The following is a 17,876-nucleotide window of genomic DNA, read 5'->3' as shown; positions in this document are numbered from 1 at the left end:
TCGGCAGCCATTTATCCAATGGTTGCCGGCTTTCTTCATATTTAGGGAACTTATCGATATCGCGTCTTGTCTAATAGGTTGGAGGTGAATAGATGGAATCGGAGTATTTGAAATATGCAGAATGTGTTAGTAGTACGGAGCTGCACATGCTCATGAATGAATATGGAAACGAGGTATGGAGATATGCATATGCAATAACGAAAAATCACGAGCAAGCAAAAGATATTGCACAGGAAGTATTCATCAAGGCTTACTATAACATACATACATTCAGAGGACAGTCATCCTTAAAAACATGGCTTTTCACCATTACCAGAAATCTAGCAATAAATGAGATGCGGTCCAGCTATTTTCGCAAAATATTTTTATTCGAGAATGTAAAATATCGCGAGGCGGCCCAGTCTGCTGAAATTGCTTATATGGAGCAGCAAACAGCATCCGACATATGGGCGATTATTATGCAGCTTTCCAGAAAATTAAGAGAGGTTCTCGTGCTCGATCTGGAGCATGAGCTGAGCATGCAGGAGATGGCACAGCTGCTGAATATATCGGCTGGGACGGTCAAGTCAAGACTCTATCGGGCCCGTAAGGAAGTAGAGCGAAAATGGAGGGAGCAAGAACAATGAATCATGTGAAACCAGAGTGGTATGCGAAAGCCAGGACAGGCTTCATGGAGAAGGAGGGATTCTCCGACGATATGAAACGAGCGGTCATCCGTCGCATTGAGCAGAGACAGCCATCCAAGAAATCAACCCGCTTCAAGCTATCCATCGCCTTGCTGGCTAGTATAACGGTTTGTTCATTCATGATTGTTCTGTATAACAGCAACCCGTCGCTCTTTCCATTTCTGAAATCTGCTACGGACCAGCGTACAGGAGGAGGTTCAGTAGAAAGTGGAGCTGATCAGGAGTGGAAGCTGGACTATCAGAACACCCCTGCTGTATTGGTGAATAATGAAGGTGATGGCAAATATCTCTCTTCGCAGGTGGAGGAGCGAAAAAATAAATCAACCGTTATTATGAAGGAAGAGGTCGCATTTGATGGCATTGGCAAATTTCTTAGTTATGTACATCCGGAGAATGAGCGGCAGGATCTTTACTTCGGTATCGAGGTTGCAGATGATAACGGTTCTGAGGAAAGTTTTTTTTATGAAATCGGACCCGGTTATTTGCGTGATGTTATAATGTTGAGGAGCCACGCTTTCGGTCAATCGAATATTCGAATGTCGGGTGGATGCGGCGGACCTGATATTCATTACGTGTGTACGTTATGGTTAACCATTGAGGACGGAATTCCTGTCATTAGTACCATAATGGGTTCGGATGTCTACGAAGCTGATTTGGATGGGGATGGCATAACAGAGGTGATAGCGGTGACCTCCGTTAAAAAGAACAACACGATCTATATCCATAAAAAAGTCGGTGACCGAATCGAGTGGGTTGATGTCAGCGTCGCTTTGAAAGCTGAACCACAAGATGCTATAAGCTATAACCCTGACAACCAGCAATTTTGGGTTCATTCCAGTGACGGAAACAGAGGCTATCGATATGCATCTGGCGAGGATAAGCTTGTGCGCGTGAGCGATTGACATATTCCGAATTACAACCAAAGCGCCGAACACTTTTGAATGTGTTCGGCGCTTCTTTGAGCATTGGCCCGTTTGTTCTCGGCTCTATAATCGTTTATTGCGCCTGTGCCTTGATTACCGGTGTCTCGTAAGGAATCGGGTTTCGCTTCACCTTCACTTCCTGGAAGATGATTTTGTTGGAAATAATATAGTCCGGGGTTTTGCGTTTGGAGTGGGATTCACGGAAGGCCTCGCTTTTCGTCCAGTTCTGGAAGTCTTCCTTCGAATTCCAGCGGGTAACGACGGACACTTCATCATACTCCGACAGGTTCTGGGTGAAGAGAACCTCCAGACCAAGAAAACCATCCATTCCTTCCACCTTGCCGATCCGATCGAAACGCTCGATAAGCTTGTCGCCATTGCCTTTCGTGATGTGGGACGTGTTCGTAACGATAATCATTGTTGTTTCCTCCTTGTGGTTTCTAGGTATAGGGATAATGACGGGATACTGTTCTTCAAAGCTGACTTTGGCCTCAATCTCGTAGACCTCTCTCAGAAAGCGTGGCGTTATGATACGCTGTGGAATGCCTGCTGCCACAATCTCGCCGTCTTTCATCGCGATCATATGATCGCAGAAGGCAGCCGCCTGCTGAAGGTCATGCAGAACCATGACTACGGTGATGTTGTACGCCCGGTTAATCTCGGTCAGCATCTCCATCACCTCAAGCTGATGAGCTATGTCCAGATACGTTGTCGGCTCATCGAGCAGGATGATGCCGGTTTTTTGAGCCAATGCCATCGCAATTCGCGCCTTTTGCTGTTCACCTCCCGATAAAGTATGGAACATTCGGTCCTCATGTCTGCGTATGCTCATCACTTTCATTGCCCAATCGATAATTTGCTCATCCTCTGTATTCAAGCGCTGCTTGAACAGTCCCTTGTGCGGAGAACGGCCGTAAGCGATTAGCTCGCGCACTGTCAATTCAGGCAGCATATCCTTCGCTTGCGGCAGCATGGACAACATTTTGGCAAATTCCGCCCTGGAATAATCGGCTGCTGGCCGATTCTGGACAACAACACTTCCGCTGTCCGCAGCCAGCAAGCCGGCAATGATCTTGAGCAGCGTGGATTTCCCCGAGCCGTTGGGGCCAACAATGGCGGTCATTTTCCCTTCCGGTACAGCGGCCGATACGTCGAGCAGCTGGAACATGCCCACCTCTAACGCTAGTCCATTTGTTTGGATCGCTGTCATCGCCAATTACTCCGTTTCCTAAGTAGATATAAAAAGAATGGTGCGCCGATGCATGCCAGCAATATTCCGACTGGAAGCTCGATCGGATCAAACCAGGAGCGCGCTATTGTATCCGCGAATATGACAAGGGCTGCGCCGCCTGTAATGGATACCGGCAGCAAATAACGGTAATCATCGCCAATGAGCAGCCGGACAGCATGCGGAACGACAAGTCCGACGAAGCCGATTAAACCGGCGGCGCTGACCGCTGTACCTGCAAGGAGCGAGGAGAGCAGAATAAGCAGCAATCGCTGCAGCTCTACCTTTTGCCCAAGCAATTTGGCTGAATCATCGCCAAGCAGCAGTAAATTCGCCGGTTTGATTGCCAGCATCGCCAGCGCAAGCCCGATAATGGCATAAGGGGTCATGAAGGTCAAATGATGCCAGCTTCGGCCATTCAACCCCCCGGATAACCACGGGAGAATGGCTTGAATTCGGTCGCTGTAAACGACCATAATGCCGTTCATGACAGCTCCGAGCAGGGCGTTGATCGCTACACCGGCCAAGACGATTTTGACTGGCGATGTACCTTTATCCCAAGACAGCGCATAGATGATGATGGAGGTCGCAAAAGCGCCGACAAATGCGGCAGCGGGCAGCAAATAGCTGAACTGCGGCAGCAGCACCATCGTTACAACAGCAGCAAGGCCGCCCCCGGCAGACACGCCGATTATGCCCGGATCTGCCAGAGGGTTGCGCATAACGCCTTGAAGAATAGCGCCGGCTGCGGCAAGACAAGCGCCGGTCAGCAAGCCGACCAACACGCGGGGGAGCCTGAGATCCATAATGATTGTTGCCTGCGCCGATGGTGTATCGGTTGTCAGAATGGTCCATATTTCCTGCAGCGGTATGGATACAGCGCCGCCGGTTAATCCGAATAATACACTTGCCGCCAGAAGCAGCGGCGTAATGACGAGGACAAGCCTTCTTCTCTTCGCACGTTGTTCTTTATTCATGAGCTTCCTTTCAATGCCGGACTGCTGCGAGCTTGTCGTGCATGAACGCGAGCGCATCGACTATGCGAGTCCCCGGATTTGTGCCGAATAAATCGGAGGGCAGCACCTCGACTTTATTTTGCTTCACAGCATCAATGTTGTTCCAAGCGGGATTCGTCTGCATCTCCTTCACGAAGCTTTGTTTCACTTCTTCGGGCTTGCCATGCGTCATTATAAAGACAGCCTGCGGATTCGCCTCGACAATACGCTCTGTGTTCATCTGGGCATATTGCGGGTAGCTTTGCAATCGAGGATAGTCTGCTGCGATATTAAATCCGCCCGCGAGCTCCAGAATATTGCCGCTTAACGAGTTCGGCAGCGCAGCCATGAAGGTGCCTGGAGCACCGTATATGAGCAAAGCTCGCGGTTTGTCAGCGACTGCAAGCTTGCTGTATTCCATTACTTCAGCCTCAATCTGCTTGTTAATTGCCGCTGCTCGTTCTTCCTTCCGCAGCAGCTGTCCAAAAAGGGTGATCTGCCGCTTGATCTCGTCGACTGAGTTGGCGCTTGTCAGAATTACTTTGGAGCCGATCCCCTCAAGGACAGGAATGTCCTTCGTATTCATCGGATCGCTGCCAAGCACGACGTCAGGACGGAGAAGCGTTATTTGCTCCAGATCAACCTCATGAATGCTGCCGATTTGCGTCACCTGCTCGGCGCTCGAATCAGCCAGCGGAGTGGAGGAGGAAGGGCGGCCGACAAGCTGGCCTCCTAGCGCATAGATAATATCTGTCTCGCCGTTCGTTAATGCAATAATATTGTTCGGCCATTCACGAAAGGCCACCTGTCGCCCGGCAAAGTCGGTCACTGTAAGTACGGCATCGCCCGGCCTTGCATCCAAGGAGACTTGCATTGATCCGCCGTCGCAGCCTGCTGCAGCAAGCAGAAGTAAAGCGCAAATAAAGAGAGACGCTTTGTTCATCAAAACTGACTGCTCCTCACGTTAATGTTTGATAGTGATAATCAATATCACTAAAATGATAATCATTCTCAATATGAAAGTCAATGAAAAAGCAGAATAAATATATTTTTATTTTTTTGATTTTTATTTGATTAAATTATGAAAATATTGTATTAATGAAAGGGAATTTCAATAGCTAAATAATGGTTGACGTTCTCAATTAGAATAGAGTAATATCGTCTGGAAAGCTTGATAGCCTAGCAAACAAAGAGGAGAGATGCGATCGGAGTGGCTGATAATGTGATGATGTCAACGCAGAAATCAATGTGAATTCCTTGAATTCACGGTTGGTTAACGTCGGGTTTGACAAGGTGGCGAAGAGCTGGAATCCTTCATACGATGTGAGAAAGTCTTTTTTTTCACATCTAATTGAGAATGATAATCATTTAATAAATTTATTTATCCACTATCGTGATTTACCTATTATATGGTAAAAATAACATTCGCAAAAATGCGTGATTTTATCGGCTTTGGAGGTGAGAAAATGAAGCGGATTTTAGATTTTAAGCTCTGGGTGACCGTAATGGTTGGCGTGACTATGCTTATGACAGCTTCCATCGTTCATGGGCAGACGAAATTGGCAGACGGAACGTATACAGCGGAATATGTTGTGCTTAAGGCGGAAGACGATTCAGTCTCCATGGCGAATGACTATTGGGAAAAGCCTGCCACGGTTATTGTGGACAGGGGCCAGACGACGGTCCAAATGACGCTGAACCACAGCAAATGGGTGACAGAATTCAACGTATCAGCAGGCGGCAATTATGTCGCGACTACAGTCGTCAGCACCGATAAAGCGGCTGATAAGCGGGTCGTTTCGTTCAAGGCGGATGATGTATCGAAGCCGATTACAGCCAAAATTCATGTGACAGTAGAAGACATTGACTACGATCATGACTACACCATTCGTATGGTGTTCCAAATGGATAGCTTCAAGCTGGTGAAGCCGGCTGTCGTCGAGCCGGAAGCGGCTCCGGCTGTCGTGCAGGAGGAGCCAGCGGCAAAGGTGCAAGCTCCAGAAGTGAAGACTGCGCCTGCTGCGGCACAGCCAGCTAAGCCGACAAAGCCCAAAGAAGTTGATGCCAAGCAGACAGAGACAGAGACAGAGACAGAGACAGAGACAGAGAGCAAGAATGCATCCGGTGGCACCAAGACTGCCGGGCAACAGGCGGCTGATAGCCCCACGGTAAAAAGCACAAAGGAAACCGAGGGCGATAAAGCGCCAACAATAGCGGTGGTTGGCACGACGGCAAGCGATGATGGGGCCAAGCAAGCAGCGCCAGCGGCATCGGAAGCGGAGCCAGAGGAGAGTGCGGGAGCTTCAACCGGACAAGCACAAACGGGTTCAACAGTTGCACCGACGACAGATACAGTGAAGGAGACGGCTTCGGTGAACGAAAGCGGGCAGGGTTCAGCAGTTGAGCCGCTGGAGGAGGGCACTGAGGTCGAGGCAAGCGCTGTTGAAGCGGCTGCTGCAGAGGGTTTAGCCGCTGAGCCGGTCGAGACCAAAGCTGCAGCTTCAAACACGGGTGTCTGGCTTATTGTCGGTGCTTGCGCGGCTGCTGCTGTCGGCGGGCTTGGATTCTGGCTTGTACGCAAGCGCAGCACAGGCCGATCCGCATAGCCAGCTAGCTTTTAATAGTTGAGAAGCAAGCTGCCATACCAATACATGACGAGAGAAAAGAGGAGAACAGAAACAAATGACTACAAATCAATGGTTCAAACAAATAGCAGCCTTTCTAGCAGTGCTGGTGCTGCTTGCAAGTGCGCAGATGTACCCGGCCCAAGCGGATGCAGCCTCCGATCTGCCAAGCGACGGCTGGTACGCAGTCGATATGGATGCGCTCAGCTATAATACCGATAAGCTGTCGGCCATGACATCGTTCATGGAGGATCTGTCCTACCTTGAAGTCAAGGACGGCAAGGGGTATGTCTATACACTGCTGAGAAACAGTGATTGGATTAAACAATTTGATATCGGCGCAACTACGGCGAACAAAGCGCCAGTTGTCAATATAACGGAGGATTTGAAGCTCAGAATCAATCCTAAATATGCGGAGACAGCTCCGTTTGTCGGGGCGCCTGAGCCAATCGAGTACAGCACGGATTACAGAATCGTCAAATATCCGATTGAGAATTTGAACCACCTGTACGAAGGCAACATGCATGTGCATATTCCAGATGGCGCTCTGCCGTTCCTTTATAACCATAAATACAATATTCATTTCAAAATGCATAGCTCGTCCGTTACGCAATCCGTCTACAATAGCGATCGTTCAGCGCTGGACGTCCAGATTAGTGCGGCTGAGACGGCATTAAACGACGGGAAGGCCTCCGGCAAGCATACGGACACGACCATCCTCGTGCTGAGCGACCTTATTCTATTCGCTAAACAGATTGAAGAAGATGCGAATTCGAATGAGATCCAGATTGCTGCTGCGAATTTTTTCCTGAGCGAGGGCATCAAGGAATTCCAGCAAGCGGTTCAGCCTGCTGCCTATATTACGATTCATGGGTCCAATGACTACGAGAGTTCCGATGCTTCTCAATATTTGACTTCGTCTGAAATTATTTACGAATATAAAGTGCCGAGCTTTGGCTTCACCGTGGACAGCGGGCTTATTAGCAAGGTACAGTTCTCGACTGATGGAAGCTTCTACCGTGATGCTGCCGTTCAATCGAGTACAGCGAATTCGGTCCGGTACAAAGCCAGCCTTACGAATCTGACTGCGCCCCTCTATCTGAAGCTGTCTGTCACGGAAGCAGGAGGGACTGTCGAGAAAGTTGTACGTGTTCTCTTCAACCCGGACAGCAGCTTGCTTGCAGCCAAAGGGGATTTTGACACCTTTGTTCAATCAGCTGAGAATACGTATGCGACTGCAAGCTATGGCGTATGGAACGGGCAGTATCCGCAGCTGGCCAAGGATACGCTGAGAGATGCGATGGATGCGGCGAAGAAAAAAGGCAGCTGGCTGGCAACGCCGACCTTGATCGGTGAAGCGAAGAATGATTTGACCGCTGCCCTTGCCGTTTTCCAAGGGGCACAAATAACAGATCATGCAACTGCGAAGCCCATTACGATGACTGCCATTCACGCGACAGATAATTTCTCCACCTCGTCGATGAACAAATATTTTGAGCAGCCAGAGGCAGTGCTTGTCAATGGAAATACCTTTGTCAAGCTGACTGTCAATGACAGCGCGGTAGTTACCGGCTTTAAGGTGAAGCAGGGCGGGCAACTGGTGGATACTGAGGTTCTGTCCCTTAACGCGAATAAACGTGTGGTCCAATTCCCGGTAGCGGACCTTTCCGGTGTATTGGATGCGCAGGTGCACATTTCGACTAAGCTGCCGAATGGCGATCCTTATGAAATGGATCATACGATTCGATTGCTGTTTAACCGCACCATTGACAAAACGAATCTAGACGCTCTCGTCAAGTCAGCGCAAACGAAGCACGATAAGACAGCAGTCGGCAATTACTACGGACAGTCCCTGCAGTCCAACAAGACGACTCTGCTGACGGCTATTCAAGCCGCGAAATCGAAAGGAACCTGGTTCGTTTCGCAAGGACCGATTGATCAGGCTTTTACGGAGCTTACAGCTGCACTCGCCCAGTTTGAAAGAACATTGGCAAGTGCGATTCAATTAATCGTTTTGGATGAGAACGAGAGCTTCGCTAAGTCCGCGCTTAGCAGCTACTTCATGGCTTCCAGCGCCAAAATGGTTAGCAATCAGCCTTACGTTGCCGTTACTCTCAAAGAGATGGACAAAATTTCAAGCTTTAAGACCGAGCAAAACGGCCAACTGGTCGAGGCTGAGGTCTTTAGCGAGAATCCTTCTAACAAAAGAAGAGTTATTCAATTTCCAGTCAGTCCTCTGACAACGATCAATGATCTGCATAAAACGGTGAATGCGCAAATAACGATTAATGGCGTACAGCATAACATCCGTCTGCTGCTGCATACCGATATTACGAAAACGTCGCTGGATGCGAATGTGACAGCTGCGGTTAAGCTGAGCGCTGAGGCAGCAATCGGTACAGAACAAGGACAATATCCACAGTCCGCCAAAGACGCGCTGGACAGCGCAATTCAGGCTGTTCGTGTCAAAGGCAGCTGGCTTGCGACACAGGTGCTTGTAGAAGAAGCCAAAGCAGATTTGGCCGCAGCTGTTGCGGCATTTAACAGCTCTGTCAACGGAGAAGGCTCCGGGGGCGGGGTCGTCAATCCTCCTGTGGGGCTGGCAGATGGGAAATATGTGTTGAACTTTAAAATATTGAAGAAGGACACCGCAGAGACCTCTGTAATGGATGGATATACGGTGCATCCAGGCCGATTGCTCGTTGAGAATGGCAATAAGTATGTCATGCTCAACCTGAAGCAAAGCAAGGAAATTACAGGTTTCACCATTGAAGGGGCAGCACCGGAAACCGTTGAGTCAGATATGGCTGCGAATACGAGACGGGTGAAATTCGAAGTATCTGATCTGTCACAGAAGCTTGAGAGCTGGGTGAAGGTAGATTGGCCGGAAGCTAATTACCACCACCAATATGAGGTGCAGATCGAGTTGGGCTCCTATACGAAGGTCGATGAGTGGAGCGCTGATGTGATCGGGCCATCTATAGAGCAGCCGAACCCTGAGGGTGGAAACGGGTCCGAAGGTGGAGAGAATGGCGGCGGCAATGGCGGCAATGGTGGCACAGGAGGCACCGGAGGTACTGGGGGCAATGGCGGAGTTACCCCGCCTGTGGGACTTGCTGACGGCAAGTACGAATTGAACCTCACGATTCTGAAGAAGGGGACCTCGCAAACCTCTGTTATGGATGAATATGTTGCACATCCAGCCCGCTTGCTTGTAGAGAACGGCAATAAATATGTCATGATCAAGCTGAAGCAAAGCAAAGAAATTTCTGGCTTTACGGTAGAAGGCTCGACACCGGCAACAGTGGAGGCGGATGCGACTGACAATACAAGACGGGTGAAATTCCCCGTATCCGATCTGTCGAAGAAGCTGAACGGGTGGGTCAAGGTCGATTGGCCGGCAGTGAATTACCATCATCAATATGATGTTCAGATTGAGCTGGGCTCTTATACGAAGGTTAATGACTGGAGATCGGATTCATTCGGGGCGGTCATAGAACGGCCGAATCCGGAGGAAGGAACAGAACCGATAGTAACACCGGGACCGGGAGCAGGCACAGGCACAGGCACAGGTACAGGGACTGGTACGGACAAGGAAGGGGATAAAGAAACCGGCTCAGAGCAGACAGGAGCTGGCACGAATAACGGTAATGGATCTGGCGGGGAGGCTCCTGTCAACGAATTCAAGGATGCGAAAGCTCACTGGGCGACAACAGCTATTAATCGTGCTGTGCAGCTCGGCATCGTTACCGGTTACGCTGACGGCAGCTTCAAGCCTAATGCTGCTGTCAACCGGGTTGAATTCACTGCAATGATCAGCAGAGCATTGAAGCTGGAAGGCAGTTCAAACAAAGTAGCGTTTATTGATTCTGACAAAATCCAGCCTTGGGCGAGACCGTTCGTTGAACAGGCGGTTGCAGCGGGCATTATCGGCGGCTATGAAGACCAATCATTCCGTCCGGCCAAAGAGGTGTCTCGTACAGAGATCGCAGTCATGATCGTGAGAGCGCTTGGCCTGCCGCTTGAAGACAACGCAGCGCTGGCGTTCGAGGATGCGGGAGAAATTCCGGCCTATGCGAGAGCTTATGTTGCTGCGGCTGTGAAATACGGTCTTATGAACGGACTGGAGAACAACAAGTTCGGCGCAGCGAGCGCTGCAACGAGAGCGCAGGTCGTTACACTTATTCTGCGCGCAGTAGATTACGCGGACACCAAAGCAGCCGAGGCTGCCAAAGCATCAGCGAAATAATCATTCAAGCTGTATGAAATTCAACAGATTGCAGGAGGACACCGCATTGCTGGTGTCCTTTGCACTGTTTCCCGGGAGGCTATATGAAGAGGCTGAATCGATCATTCTGGCTGGCGGCGCTATCCCTTCTGCTGATGTTAGCGGCGGGCTGCTCGGCAGCTGGAGAAGGAGCAAATGGAAGAGGAGCGGAATCCAATCCGCCCTCGTCGAGGGCTGTGCAGCCGGAAGGCAAGAAAGAGTCAACGGAGCAGGAGTACCGCATCGTATCTACTACCGTAGCTATTACACAGATCATGGATGCCCTTGGCATCGATCTGGTCGGCATACCGAAAAGCGCCAAGCAATTGCCTGAACGGTATGAAGGCTTGACGAAGGTCGGCAATCCGATGAGCCCGGATATGGAGATGGTGAAATCGTTAAAGCCGACAGAGGTGCTGTCCGTAACAACACTGAAATATGAGCTGGAGCCAGTATTCAACAATGCCAGCATACCGGCAACATTTCTTGATCTGACCAGCCTGGAAGACATGCAGAGGGAGATCACTCAATTAGGGGCCAAGTATGGGCGTGAGGAGCAGGCGGCTGGGATTGTTGGCGGCTATACGGACAAGCTGGACGAAATTCGTGCAGCGGTTGAAGGAAAGGAGAAGCCGACAGTGCTCATCCTGCTTGGCGTGCCGGGCAGCTATCTGGTTGCGACTGAGCATTCCTACATCGGCGATCTGGTTCGTCTGCTGGGCGGTGTCAACATCGTACAAGGCGAGACCGTCGAATTCCTTGCGTCGAATACGGAATACTTGCAGCAGTCCAATCCCGATGTCATTCTAAGGGCTGCTCACGGCATGCCGGAGGAGGTTGTGAAGATGTTCGACGAGGAGTTCAAGCGGAACGATATCTGGAAGCACTTCAATGCCGTGCAGACAGGCCGCGTCTATGATCTGGAGGAAGCCTTGTTCGGCACAACGGGCAATCTTGCGGTTAATGAAGCGATGGACGCCTTGAAAGCGATGCTGTATCCATCATGAGAAGGAAGCAGTGGATCAGCTATATTTCTGTTGCCGCATTGCTGCTTGGCGTCACGATCTATTCGATGACGACAGGCAGCATTAAGGTCGGGTTTATGGAGCTTGTACAAGGATTGTTCAGCGGGACGAATGAAAATGTGGAGGTTATCCGGGATTTGCGGCTGCCGCGCATTATTGTATCGCTGCTGACGGGAGCAGCGCTGGCGGTGTCCGGGGTGCTGCTGCAGGCAGTCATGCGCAATCCGCTGGCGGATGCGGGGGTGATCGGAATATCATCGGGAGCGGGCTTTATCTCGCTGCTCATGGTTACGATTTTCCCGGCGATGTTCTTCTGGATGCCGTTATTCTCGTTTCTCGGAGGGGCGTTTGCCTGCTTCCTGGTTTATTCGCTTTCCTGGCGGACGGGCCTTAATCCGATGCGGCTTATTCTGGTTGGGGTTGCGATCAATGCGACCTTCACTGGCTTAGGACAATCCTTTAACTATCGCGGCAGCTATGCCGTAACCTCGGTCAATCAAGCGGTTAGCTCTATTTTTACGATGAAAACCTGGTCAGACGTCGAAATATTAGGACTGTACGGCTCGATAGGACTGCTGCTGTCGCTGTTCGTATGCTCGTGGTGCAACATGCTGTCCTTGCAGGACAAGACCGCAGGCAATCTGGGGTTGCGGGTTACACGGGCACGGCTCATCATATCGGTTATTGCCGTATTGCTTGCATCCGTAGCGACAGCCGTCGGCGGCTTGATCGCTTTCGTCGGTTTGCTTGTGCCGCATATTGCGAGGCTGCTCGTAGGCTCGGATCATCGGACATTGATACCTTTCTCCGCATTGGCGGGGGCTCTGCTGATCCTGTCGGCGGATACGCTGGGCAGAACGCTGCTGGCGCCAACTGAAATTCCCGCCTCCATTATAATGACCATTATTGGCGGGCCTTTTCTAGTATTCATGCTAAGAAAGAGTGGTCGCAATTATGGAGCTTAAGGGGATTACATTTTCCTATGATAAAAAACAGGATCAGCTAAAAGGAATATCAGGGACGATTGAGGTCGGCCGGATTACGACGATAATTGGACCGAACGGGAGCGGGAAGTCGACGCTGCTGGGCGTTATGGCCCGCAACTTCGCTCCGCAGAGCGGTGCAGCGGTGCTGGATGGCAAGGCGGTCGCCTCCTATCATCCCAAGGAGCTGGCTCGCAAGCTTGCTGTCGTGCATCAGCAGAATGATGCACCCTCTGACCTGACGGTTGAAGGGCTGACGGCATTTGGGCGGCTGCCGCATCGAAGCATGTGGTCACAGCGGGGGCAAGAGGATGAGGACGCGATTGAGTGGGCGCTCGAAAGCACCAACCTGCTTGGCAAGCGGCGGCAGCGGATTGTTGAGCTGTCCGGCGGCGAGCGGCAGCGAGTATGGCTTGCGATGGCGCTTGCACAGAAGACCCCGATTCTGTTTCTGGATGAGCCGACTACTTTTCTGGATGTGTATCATCAGATTGAAGTGCTGGAGCTGATCAGGAGGCTGAATGTGCGCGACAAATTAACGATAGTCATGGTGCTGCATGATATGAATCAAGCGGTACGCTACAGTGACAAACTGATCGTTATGAAGGACGGTCAGGCGATGCTTGAGGGTGCTCCGCAGCAGATTGTAACGGAGCAGATGATGCGGGAGATTTATGGTGTCGAGGTCGCCATTAAGCATGATGAGCAGACAGGCATGTATATCGTTCCTCTAGGGATCGGGAGGGGGTAGGGGATGCAAAGCGGATAACAACTGAGATTGCGGTTTGTTGGAATATTATAGTAAAATGTATGAGTGTCGACAGTGATAGATTGCTGTAGGGAGAAAGAACCATGCACCTGCTGCAGTCGGCGATCCCCCTATTCGTGAACGGGTGAGTCCAGCGCTGCATTACGACGGCTATGAAAAAAATGGGAGACGGGGAGCGGTGAGGCGGCTTGATTTTGAAACGTTTATTTAGCATCGTCCTGTTATTTATCGTTCTAATTGGCTGCGGCAAGGTAGAGCCAACGATTCCCGGAAGCATCGATCATCCCGCCGAATTCGATCCGTCCTTTGTAAAAGAAGGGGACAGCATAGCCGGATTGAAAGTGAAATCAATTCTAACAGGTGATGATCCTTTGCATCATGTTTTGGTAGAGCTGGAAGGCGAGTTAGAAGTCAGCGGATACTACTATCGTGCAGGGCAGAGCATGGCTTTTCAACCTGATCTTGCCTCCTTGAAGAATGTTCCCCATGTGAAGAATCAGTATGCCCGGCAGTATCGGGATGGAACGAAGGTGTCCCGATTGACAAGATTTATGTTTGATGATCGGGCTTGGCTTGCGCAAATTCCTGCGGATTCAGGGACAGGTCGAGCGACAGTCGTGTTGTCCCATTACAAGGTTCAGTATATTCCAGAAGCGAACACCCAAATGACGGATTCCGTGCTTATTGACGGACAATCCTATCTTAAGCTTGGGGAAGAGCTTGTGCCATTCGGATTCAGGTATGTGGAGGATGCGGCGAAACCGGTTAGAATGATAGACGCAACAAAGTATCACTATTTGAAGCCGCCGAAGGGCGCACAAGCTCTATCCAATGAGCAGAATCAATTCGTGTGGAAGGATCTCAGGGTCAGGCTGGATTTGATGGCGGACTGGAACAGTACGGTTGATAAACCGAATTTTTCAGCGCTAATGGGGAACCATGCCAGTCTGGTTAAGACAGATACGCTGCATATACCCGGTATTGGAACAGCCTATCTAATGGTAGTCGAGCGAGATAGATGGGATATGGAAATTGATTATTACAATGGATTCGAATATGAATATTGGATCATTGCGCTGCGGGAAGATCCGATGGTTCGGATGGCTGGAGATGATTACTTGCATGCTTTCTGTCTTATTGGCGTAACAGATCAGCAAAGCGAAACAGCGGAGATTAATATGCGGGAGCTTGCCTCATTGTGGCAAGTGCCGCCTGAGGATTTTTATAGCAGCGATGAAGGGGAAGGGATTCCTCCCACTGAGGGAAATAGCGCATACTAATGGGGAAGCCGGCTCAGGGCTTATGTTCCTGCGGTTCACAGGAGCATTCGATGATTGCGGCGGCTGTTCCTCATCGCACAATAACGAAAAGCGACTGGCAGGAGTAGTCCCTGATCAGCCGCTTTTTCGTTTATATTATCCACTTCTGTATTCGGTATTGTCCTCTCGGTATTGTCCTCTAGAGATATCGTTCAGGTTGAACCTCGGCCCGTTCAATTGTCCTTATTGTTCAAGCTGCTCAGCCGACGGCAAAATGTTGAAAAGTCCGGTGTTTGGTCCAGATTATAGGACATGATCTTTTTGATCACCGTTTCTACAATCGTTTGCTCCAGATCATCCTGCAGATCCTGCTTCGTATGGCTTCGCGCGCTGCGGATGGCGGGAGAGAACAGGTCGATGACTTGAGACAGGGCATCCTTATCGCCACGTTGGGCTCTCGACACTAAATCATAAAGTTCATTTTCCATGGCAATCATCATCCGATTTTTTATTAATGATTTCCGTTAATTTAAGAATAGTCTCTGTCAGGATTTCCAGCTTCTTCTCGAAACGAAGGAGCAAGTAGCCAGTGAGCACGATAGGAAATCCAATCTGGCTAATAGCGGTTAGGAAATAAGCGAGAGGCTGTGAGTTATCCACTGTAATCCCTCCTCTCCGGAAAGGCAACGCGCAGCTTCTGGAGGGCATGATTTCTCATTTTACACACGGCTTGAGGTGAAACGCCAAGTAGTGTGGCGATTTCATTATCACGATAACACATACCATATCCTAGTGTTGCAATTGTTTTTTGTTTTTGAGTTAATTGGGCGAAGGCCTCCGCAAGGAGCTCGTTTGTAATGGAGGATTGAAATTCCTCTGGATCAGAGGTGTTTGCTTCGGAAGGCTCCGGATTATTCGTATTGGCGAGAAGCTCTCCAATTGTGGAAGCGCTTCCTTCTTTTAAGGCAGGGTGATCAAAAATAAGCGGGTTTCGGAGACTGTTTCTTTGGTAGGTTCGCATTTGGTCGATTGCGCAAAACTTGATCGTTGATACGAGATACTTAATAAATCGAACTCGAAAATAATGCTTACGGAACGCATTCTCTAATTGCTGCTGACTCTCGAAGCTGCCGTCAAGAACTTGAAGCAGCAGTTGGACATGGTCATCGCTTTGGAAAAAATCTTTCACGACACGGTCGGCACAAATGGACGGGTTATTGTTGCAGTAGTCCTGAAATCTCCGGTTTTGTTCTTCTGATATCATCTAAATCACTCCCAACATCCCCTTTTCTTGTCATGTAAAGCGAACTGAATGTTCGAAATAACAACCTTAAAGGAAAATAATTGTTCGATCTAGATTTCGATGGTGCGAATAAAAAGGTTTGCTGATCTTGTGGTGGATTCGTAGGAAATACGTCCACGTCATCTATAAAGAGAGAAGCGTCTTCAAGAATAATAGTATCACATGAATTGAAAATTTAAAGAAAAATTTCTTGAAATATACAATTTATTCACTGTTCCATTGGTAACGTCGGGACTAAGACGGGCATTCCCGATATGCCTGCCTAGTTTTCGTTACAGTCTCTAAAGTGCTTCGATTGGACAAAAAAACAACCTATCGTGTTGGATAAATAGAGGCGCAGCAATTATTATTTTACATACATACTGTATGTATGTTAAAATCAATCTATCTTACGAGCCAAAGGAGTTTTAGCGATGAAAGTAAACAGTTTTTATCCCGTCCTCTTGACGGAACAGGTTTCGGCCAGTGCGGCATTTTACGTTGAGCATTTTGGGTTCGAGCCGGTTTTTGAGGCAGATTGGTACGTAAGCCTGAGAATGTCGGGCAGCAAGCATGCCTATGAGCTGGCCATCATGGATGCTGCTCACCCCACCATACCGACTCCGTTCCGTTCACGAGTACAAGGATTGATTCTGAACTTTGAAGTGGACGATGTGGACGCAGAATATGAACGGCTCATTCGGTCGGCCAAGCTGCCATTAGAACTGGATATTCGCGATGAAGAATTCGGTCAGAGACATTTCATAACCGCAGATCCTAACGGGGTTCTCATCGATGTCATCAAGATCATTCCGCCTACGGAAGCCTTCAGCAGCCAATACGCCGAGCAAATATGGTCTGGAGTGGAAGCGGACAAGGAGGTATAATGGCTTCGTGAGTATGGAAGCACCAAGAACGGGAAACAGGAGAAGCTGCGTGTATGAAAAAAAGTAAAGCGGAAGCTAATGAAACGATTCGCAGACTGATAGAGGTTGCCAGAGCGCATTTTACAGAGCATGGCTATGCGGATGCAGCGCTCGAAACGATCGTTGCAGAGGCACAGTTGACACGGGGAGCGCTCTACCATCACTTTGGCAATAAAAAAGGGCTTTTCCGCATCGTGCTTGAATCCGTACAGCAGGAAGTCGCAGCGCGAGTGGAGGAAGGAGCGTCCAAGGGAGAAGATCTATGGGAGCAGCTTTATCTTGGATGCCGCGCTTTCGTCACCGCTGCGGTAGAGCCTGCCAATAAACGCATCATGCTGATCGATGGACCCTCCGTGCTGGGGTGGTCGGCATGGCGGGAGATGGACGCGAACAATTCCATGCGTCTGCTGCGCGGGCAGCTTCAGATGATGAAGCAGCAAGGCTATCTCAGTCCAGTGTCCATCGATGCGATGACCCACTTTCTCTCCGGGGCCTTGAATGAAATCACGCTTTGGAATGCGCAACAGCTGGATCATCAACAGGCTATGGATGAAACAATGAAAGTGATGTCCTTGTTTCTGGATGGGTTCAAGCGCAGAGCGGCGGAGGAATAAGATGTCGCTCACCTATATGATTCTCCAGCTTGCGAGAGGGGTTGTCCCAAGGTCATTGACCTTTGGGGCAACCCCTTCGTTGTCTCGCTTCCTGTTAAAAGGTTGGCGGCTGAATGCGATTCCTTTATGTTAATTTTCCATTATTATGGAATGAGATACATATTTTATAAATCTCGAATCTCGCAGGGCTAAATGGCATAAAAAAGTTGCAAATATTAAATATTTTTTAATATTTCAGCGAGAAACTTCAAATAGACTTTAACTTAAGTTGATACTATTAATGCTGATCGTGAAA

The 17,876-nt window shown here is 49.6% G+C and carries 16 protein-coding genes; 10 read left to right on the top strand and 6 right to left on the bottom strand.

The window, feature by feature from the left end:
* Window positions 1-92: 92 nt before the first annotated feature.
* A complete protein-coding gene (locus L6H65_RS06930; protein WP_236339771.1) occupies window positions 93-626 on the top strand; it encodes an RNA polymerase sigma factor in 534 nt (177 codons plus the stop codon).
* Entirely contained in the window at window positions 623-1,588 is a 966-nt protein-coding gene (locus L6H65_RS06925) for a hypothetical protein (RefSeq protein ID WP_236339770.1), read from the top strand. Before L6H65_RS06930 ends, L6H65_RS06925 begins: the two co-directional genes overlap by 4 nt.
* Window positions 1,589-1,682: 94 nt before the next feature.
* On the opposite strand, the gene isdG is transcribed toward L6H65_RS06925, so the two are convergent.
* From isdG to L6H65_RS06905, 3 genes are read right to left on the bottom strand one after another with little or no spacing between them, the layout of a single operon-like run.
* The gene (gene isdG / locus L6H65_RS26545; RefSeq protein WP_290370324.1) at window positions 1,683-2,819 is read right to left on the bottom strand and encodes a heme oxygenase; all 1,137 of its coding nucleotides are present in this window, start codon (window positions 2,817-2,819) and stop codon (window positions 1,683-1,685) included.
* Window positions 2,816-3,814 (bottom strand): FecCD family ABC transporter permease, encoded by a 999-nt coding sequence (locus tag L6H65_RS06910; RefSeq protein ID WP_236339769.1) that lies wholly within the window; start codon window positions 3,812-3,814, stop codon window positions 2,816-2,818. Before L6H65_RS06910 ends, isdG begins: the two co-directional genes overlap by 4 nt.
* A gap of 10 nt (window positions 3,815-3,824) precedes the next feature.
* Complete coding sequence (locus tag L6H65_RS06905; protein WP_236339768.1) at window positions 3,825-4,775, bottom strand: ABC transporter substrate-binding protein; 951 nt, start codon at window positions 4,773-4,775, stop codon at window positions 3,825-3,827.
* Window positions 4,776-5,298: 523 nt separating this feature from the next.
* Between L6H65_RS06905 and isdC the strand changes: the two genes are divergently transcribed.
* The 6 genes from isdC to L6H65_RS06875 all read left to right on the top strand — a co-directional run bounded on the left by isdC (window position 5,299) and on the right by L6H65_RS06875 (window position 14,780).
* Window positions 5,299-6,438 (top strand): heme uptake protein IsdC, encoded by a 1,140-nt coding sequence (isdC, locus tag L6H65_RS06900; RefSeq protein WP_236339767.1) that lies wholly within the window; start codon window positions 5,299-5,301, stop codon window positions 6,436-6,438.
* A gap of 76 nt (window positions 6,439-6,514) precedes the next feature.
* Window positions 6,515-10,705 (top strand): NEAT domain-containing protein, encoded by a 4,191-nt coding sequence (locus L6H65_RS06895; RefSeq protein ID WP_236339766.1) that lies wholly within the window; start codon window positions 6,515-6,517, stop codon window positions 10,703-10,705.
* 83 nt (window positions 10,706-10,788) lie between these two features.
* Window positions 10,789-11,730, top strand: a complete 942-nt coding sequence (gene isdE / locus L6H65_RS06890) for a heme ABC transporter substrate-binding protein IsdE (RefSeq protein WP_236339765.1) — start codon at window positions 10,789-10,791, stop codon at window positions 11,728-11,730.
* Window positions 11,727-12,713 carry a FecCD family ABC transporter permease gene (locus L6H65_RS06885; protein WP_236339764.1) on the top strand — a complete coding sequence of 329 codons (987 nt, stop codon included), beginning with the start codon at window positions 11,727-11,729 and terminating at the stop codon, window positions 12,711-12,713. The genes isdE and L6H65_RS06885 overlap by 4 nt, the downstream gene beginning before the upstream one ends.
* Window positions 12,703-13,482 (top strand): ABC transporter ATP-binding protein, encoded by a 780-nt coding sequence (locus L6H65_RS06880; RefSeq protein WP_236339763.1) that lies wholly within the window; start codon window positions 12,703-12,705, stop codon window positions 13,480-13,482. The genes L6H65_RS06885 and L6H65_RS06880 overlap by 11 nt, the downstream gene beginning before the upstream one ends.
* A 212-nt stretch (window positions 13,483-13,694) precedes the next feature.
* Complete coding sequence (locus L6H65_RS06875; protein WP_236339762.1) at window positions 13,695-14,780, top strand: hypothetical protein; 1,086 nt, start codon at window positions 13,695-13,697, stop codon at window positions 14,778-14,780.
* A 212-nt stretch (window positions 14,781-14,992) separates the two neighbouring features.
* On the opposite strand, the gene L6H65_RS06870 is transcribed toward L6H65_RS06875, so the two are convergent.
* The 3 genes from L6H65_RS06870 to L6H65_RS06860 are packed head-to-tail and all read right to left on the bottom strand — an operon-like array spanning window position 14,993 to window position 16,023.
* Complete coding sequence (locus L6H65_RS06870) at window positions 14,993-15,247, bottom strand: helix-turn-helix domain-containing protein (protein WP_236339761.1); 255 nt, start codon at window positions 15,245-15,247, stop codon at window positions 14,993-14,995.
* Entirely contained in the window at window positions 15,237-15,419 is a 183-nt protein-coding gene (locus L6H65_RS06865) for a YvrJ family protein (RefSeq protein WP_236339760.1), read from the bottom strand. Before L6H65_RS06865 ends, L6H65_RS06870 begins: the two co-directional genes overlap by 11 nt.
* A complete protein-coding gene (locus L6H65_RS06860) occupies window positions 15,412-16,023 on the bottom strand; it encodes a sigma-70 family RNA polymerase sigma factor (RefSeq protein WP_236339759.1) in 612 nt (203 codons plus the stop codon). Before L6H65_RS06860 ends, L6H65_RS06865 begins: the two co-directional genes overlap by 8 nt.
* Window positions 16,024-16,475: 452 nt before the next feature.
* Here L6H65_RS06860 and L6H65_RS06855 point away from each other — a divergent pair, with 452 nt between their 5' ends.
* Together L6H65_RS06855 and L6H65_RS06850 are read left to right on the top strand one after the other, a co-directional pair.
* Entirely contained in the window at window positions 16,476-16,928 is a 453-nt protein-coding gene (locus tag L6H65_RS06855; RefSeq protein WP_236339758.1) for a VOC family protein, read from the top strand.
* 53 nt (window positions 16,929-16,981) lie between these two features.
* Window positions 16,982-17,581, top strand: coding sequence for a TetR/AcrR family transcriptional regulator (locus tag L6H65_RS06850; RefSeq protein WP_236339757.1), 600 nt, complete (start codon window positions 16,982-16,984; stop codon window positions 17,579-17,581).
* Window positions 17,582-17,876 lie beyond the last annotated feature (295 nt).

The sequence above is a fragment of the Paenibacillus plantiphilus genome (assembly GCF_927798095.1).
Taxonomy (GTDB): Bacteria; Bacillota; Bacilli; order Paenibacillales; family Paenibacillaceae; genus Paenibacillus_Z; species Paenibacillus_Z plantiphilus.
The sequence above is the reverse complement of the archived record's forward strand: the minus strand, read 5'-3'. Positions and strand labels throughout refer to the sequence as shown.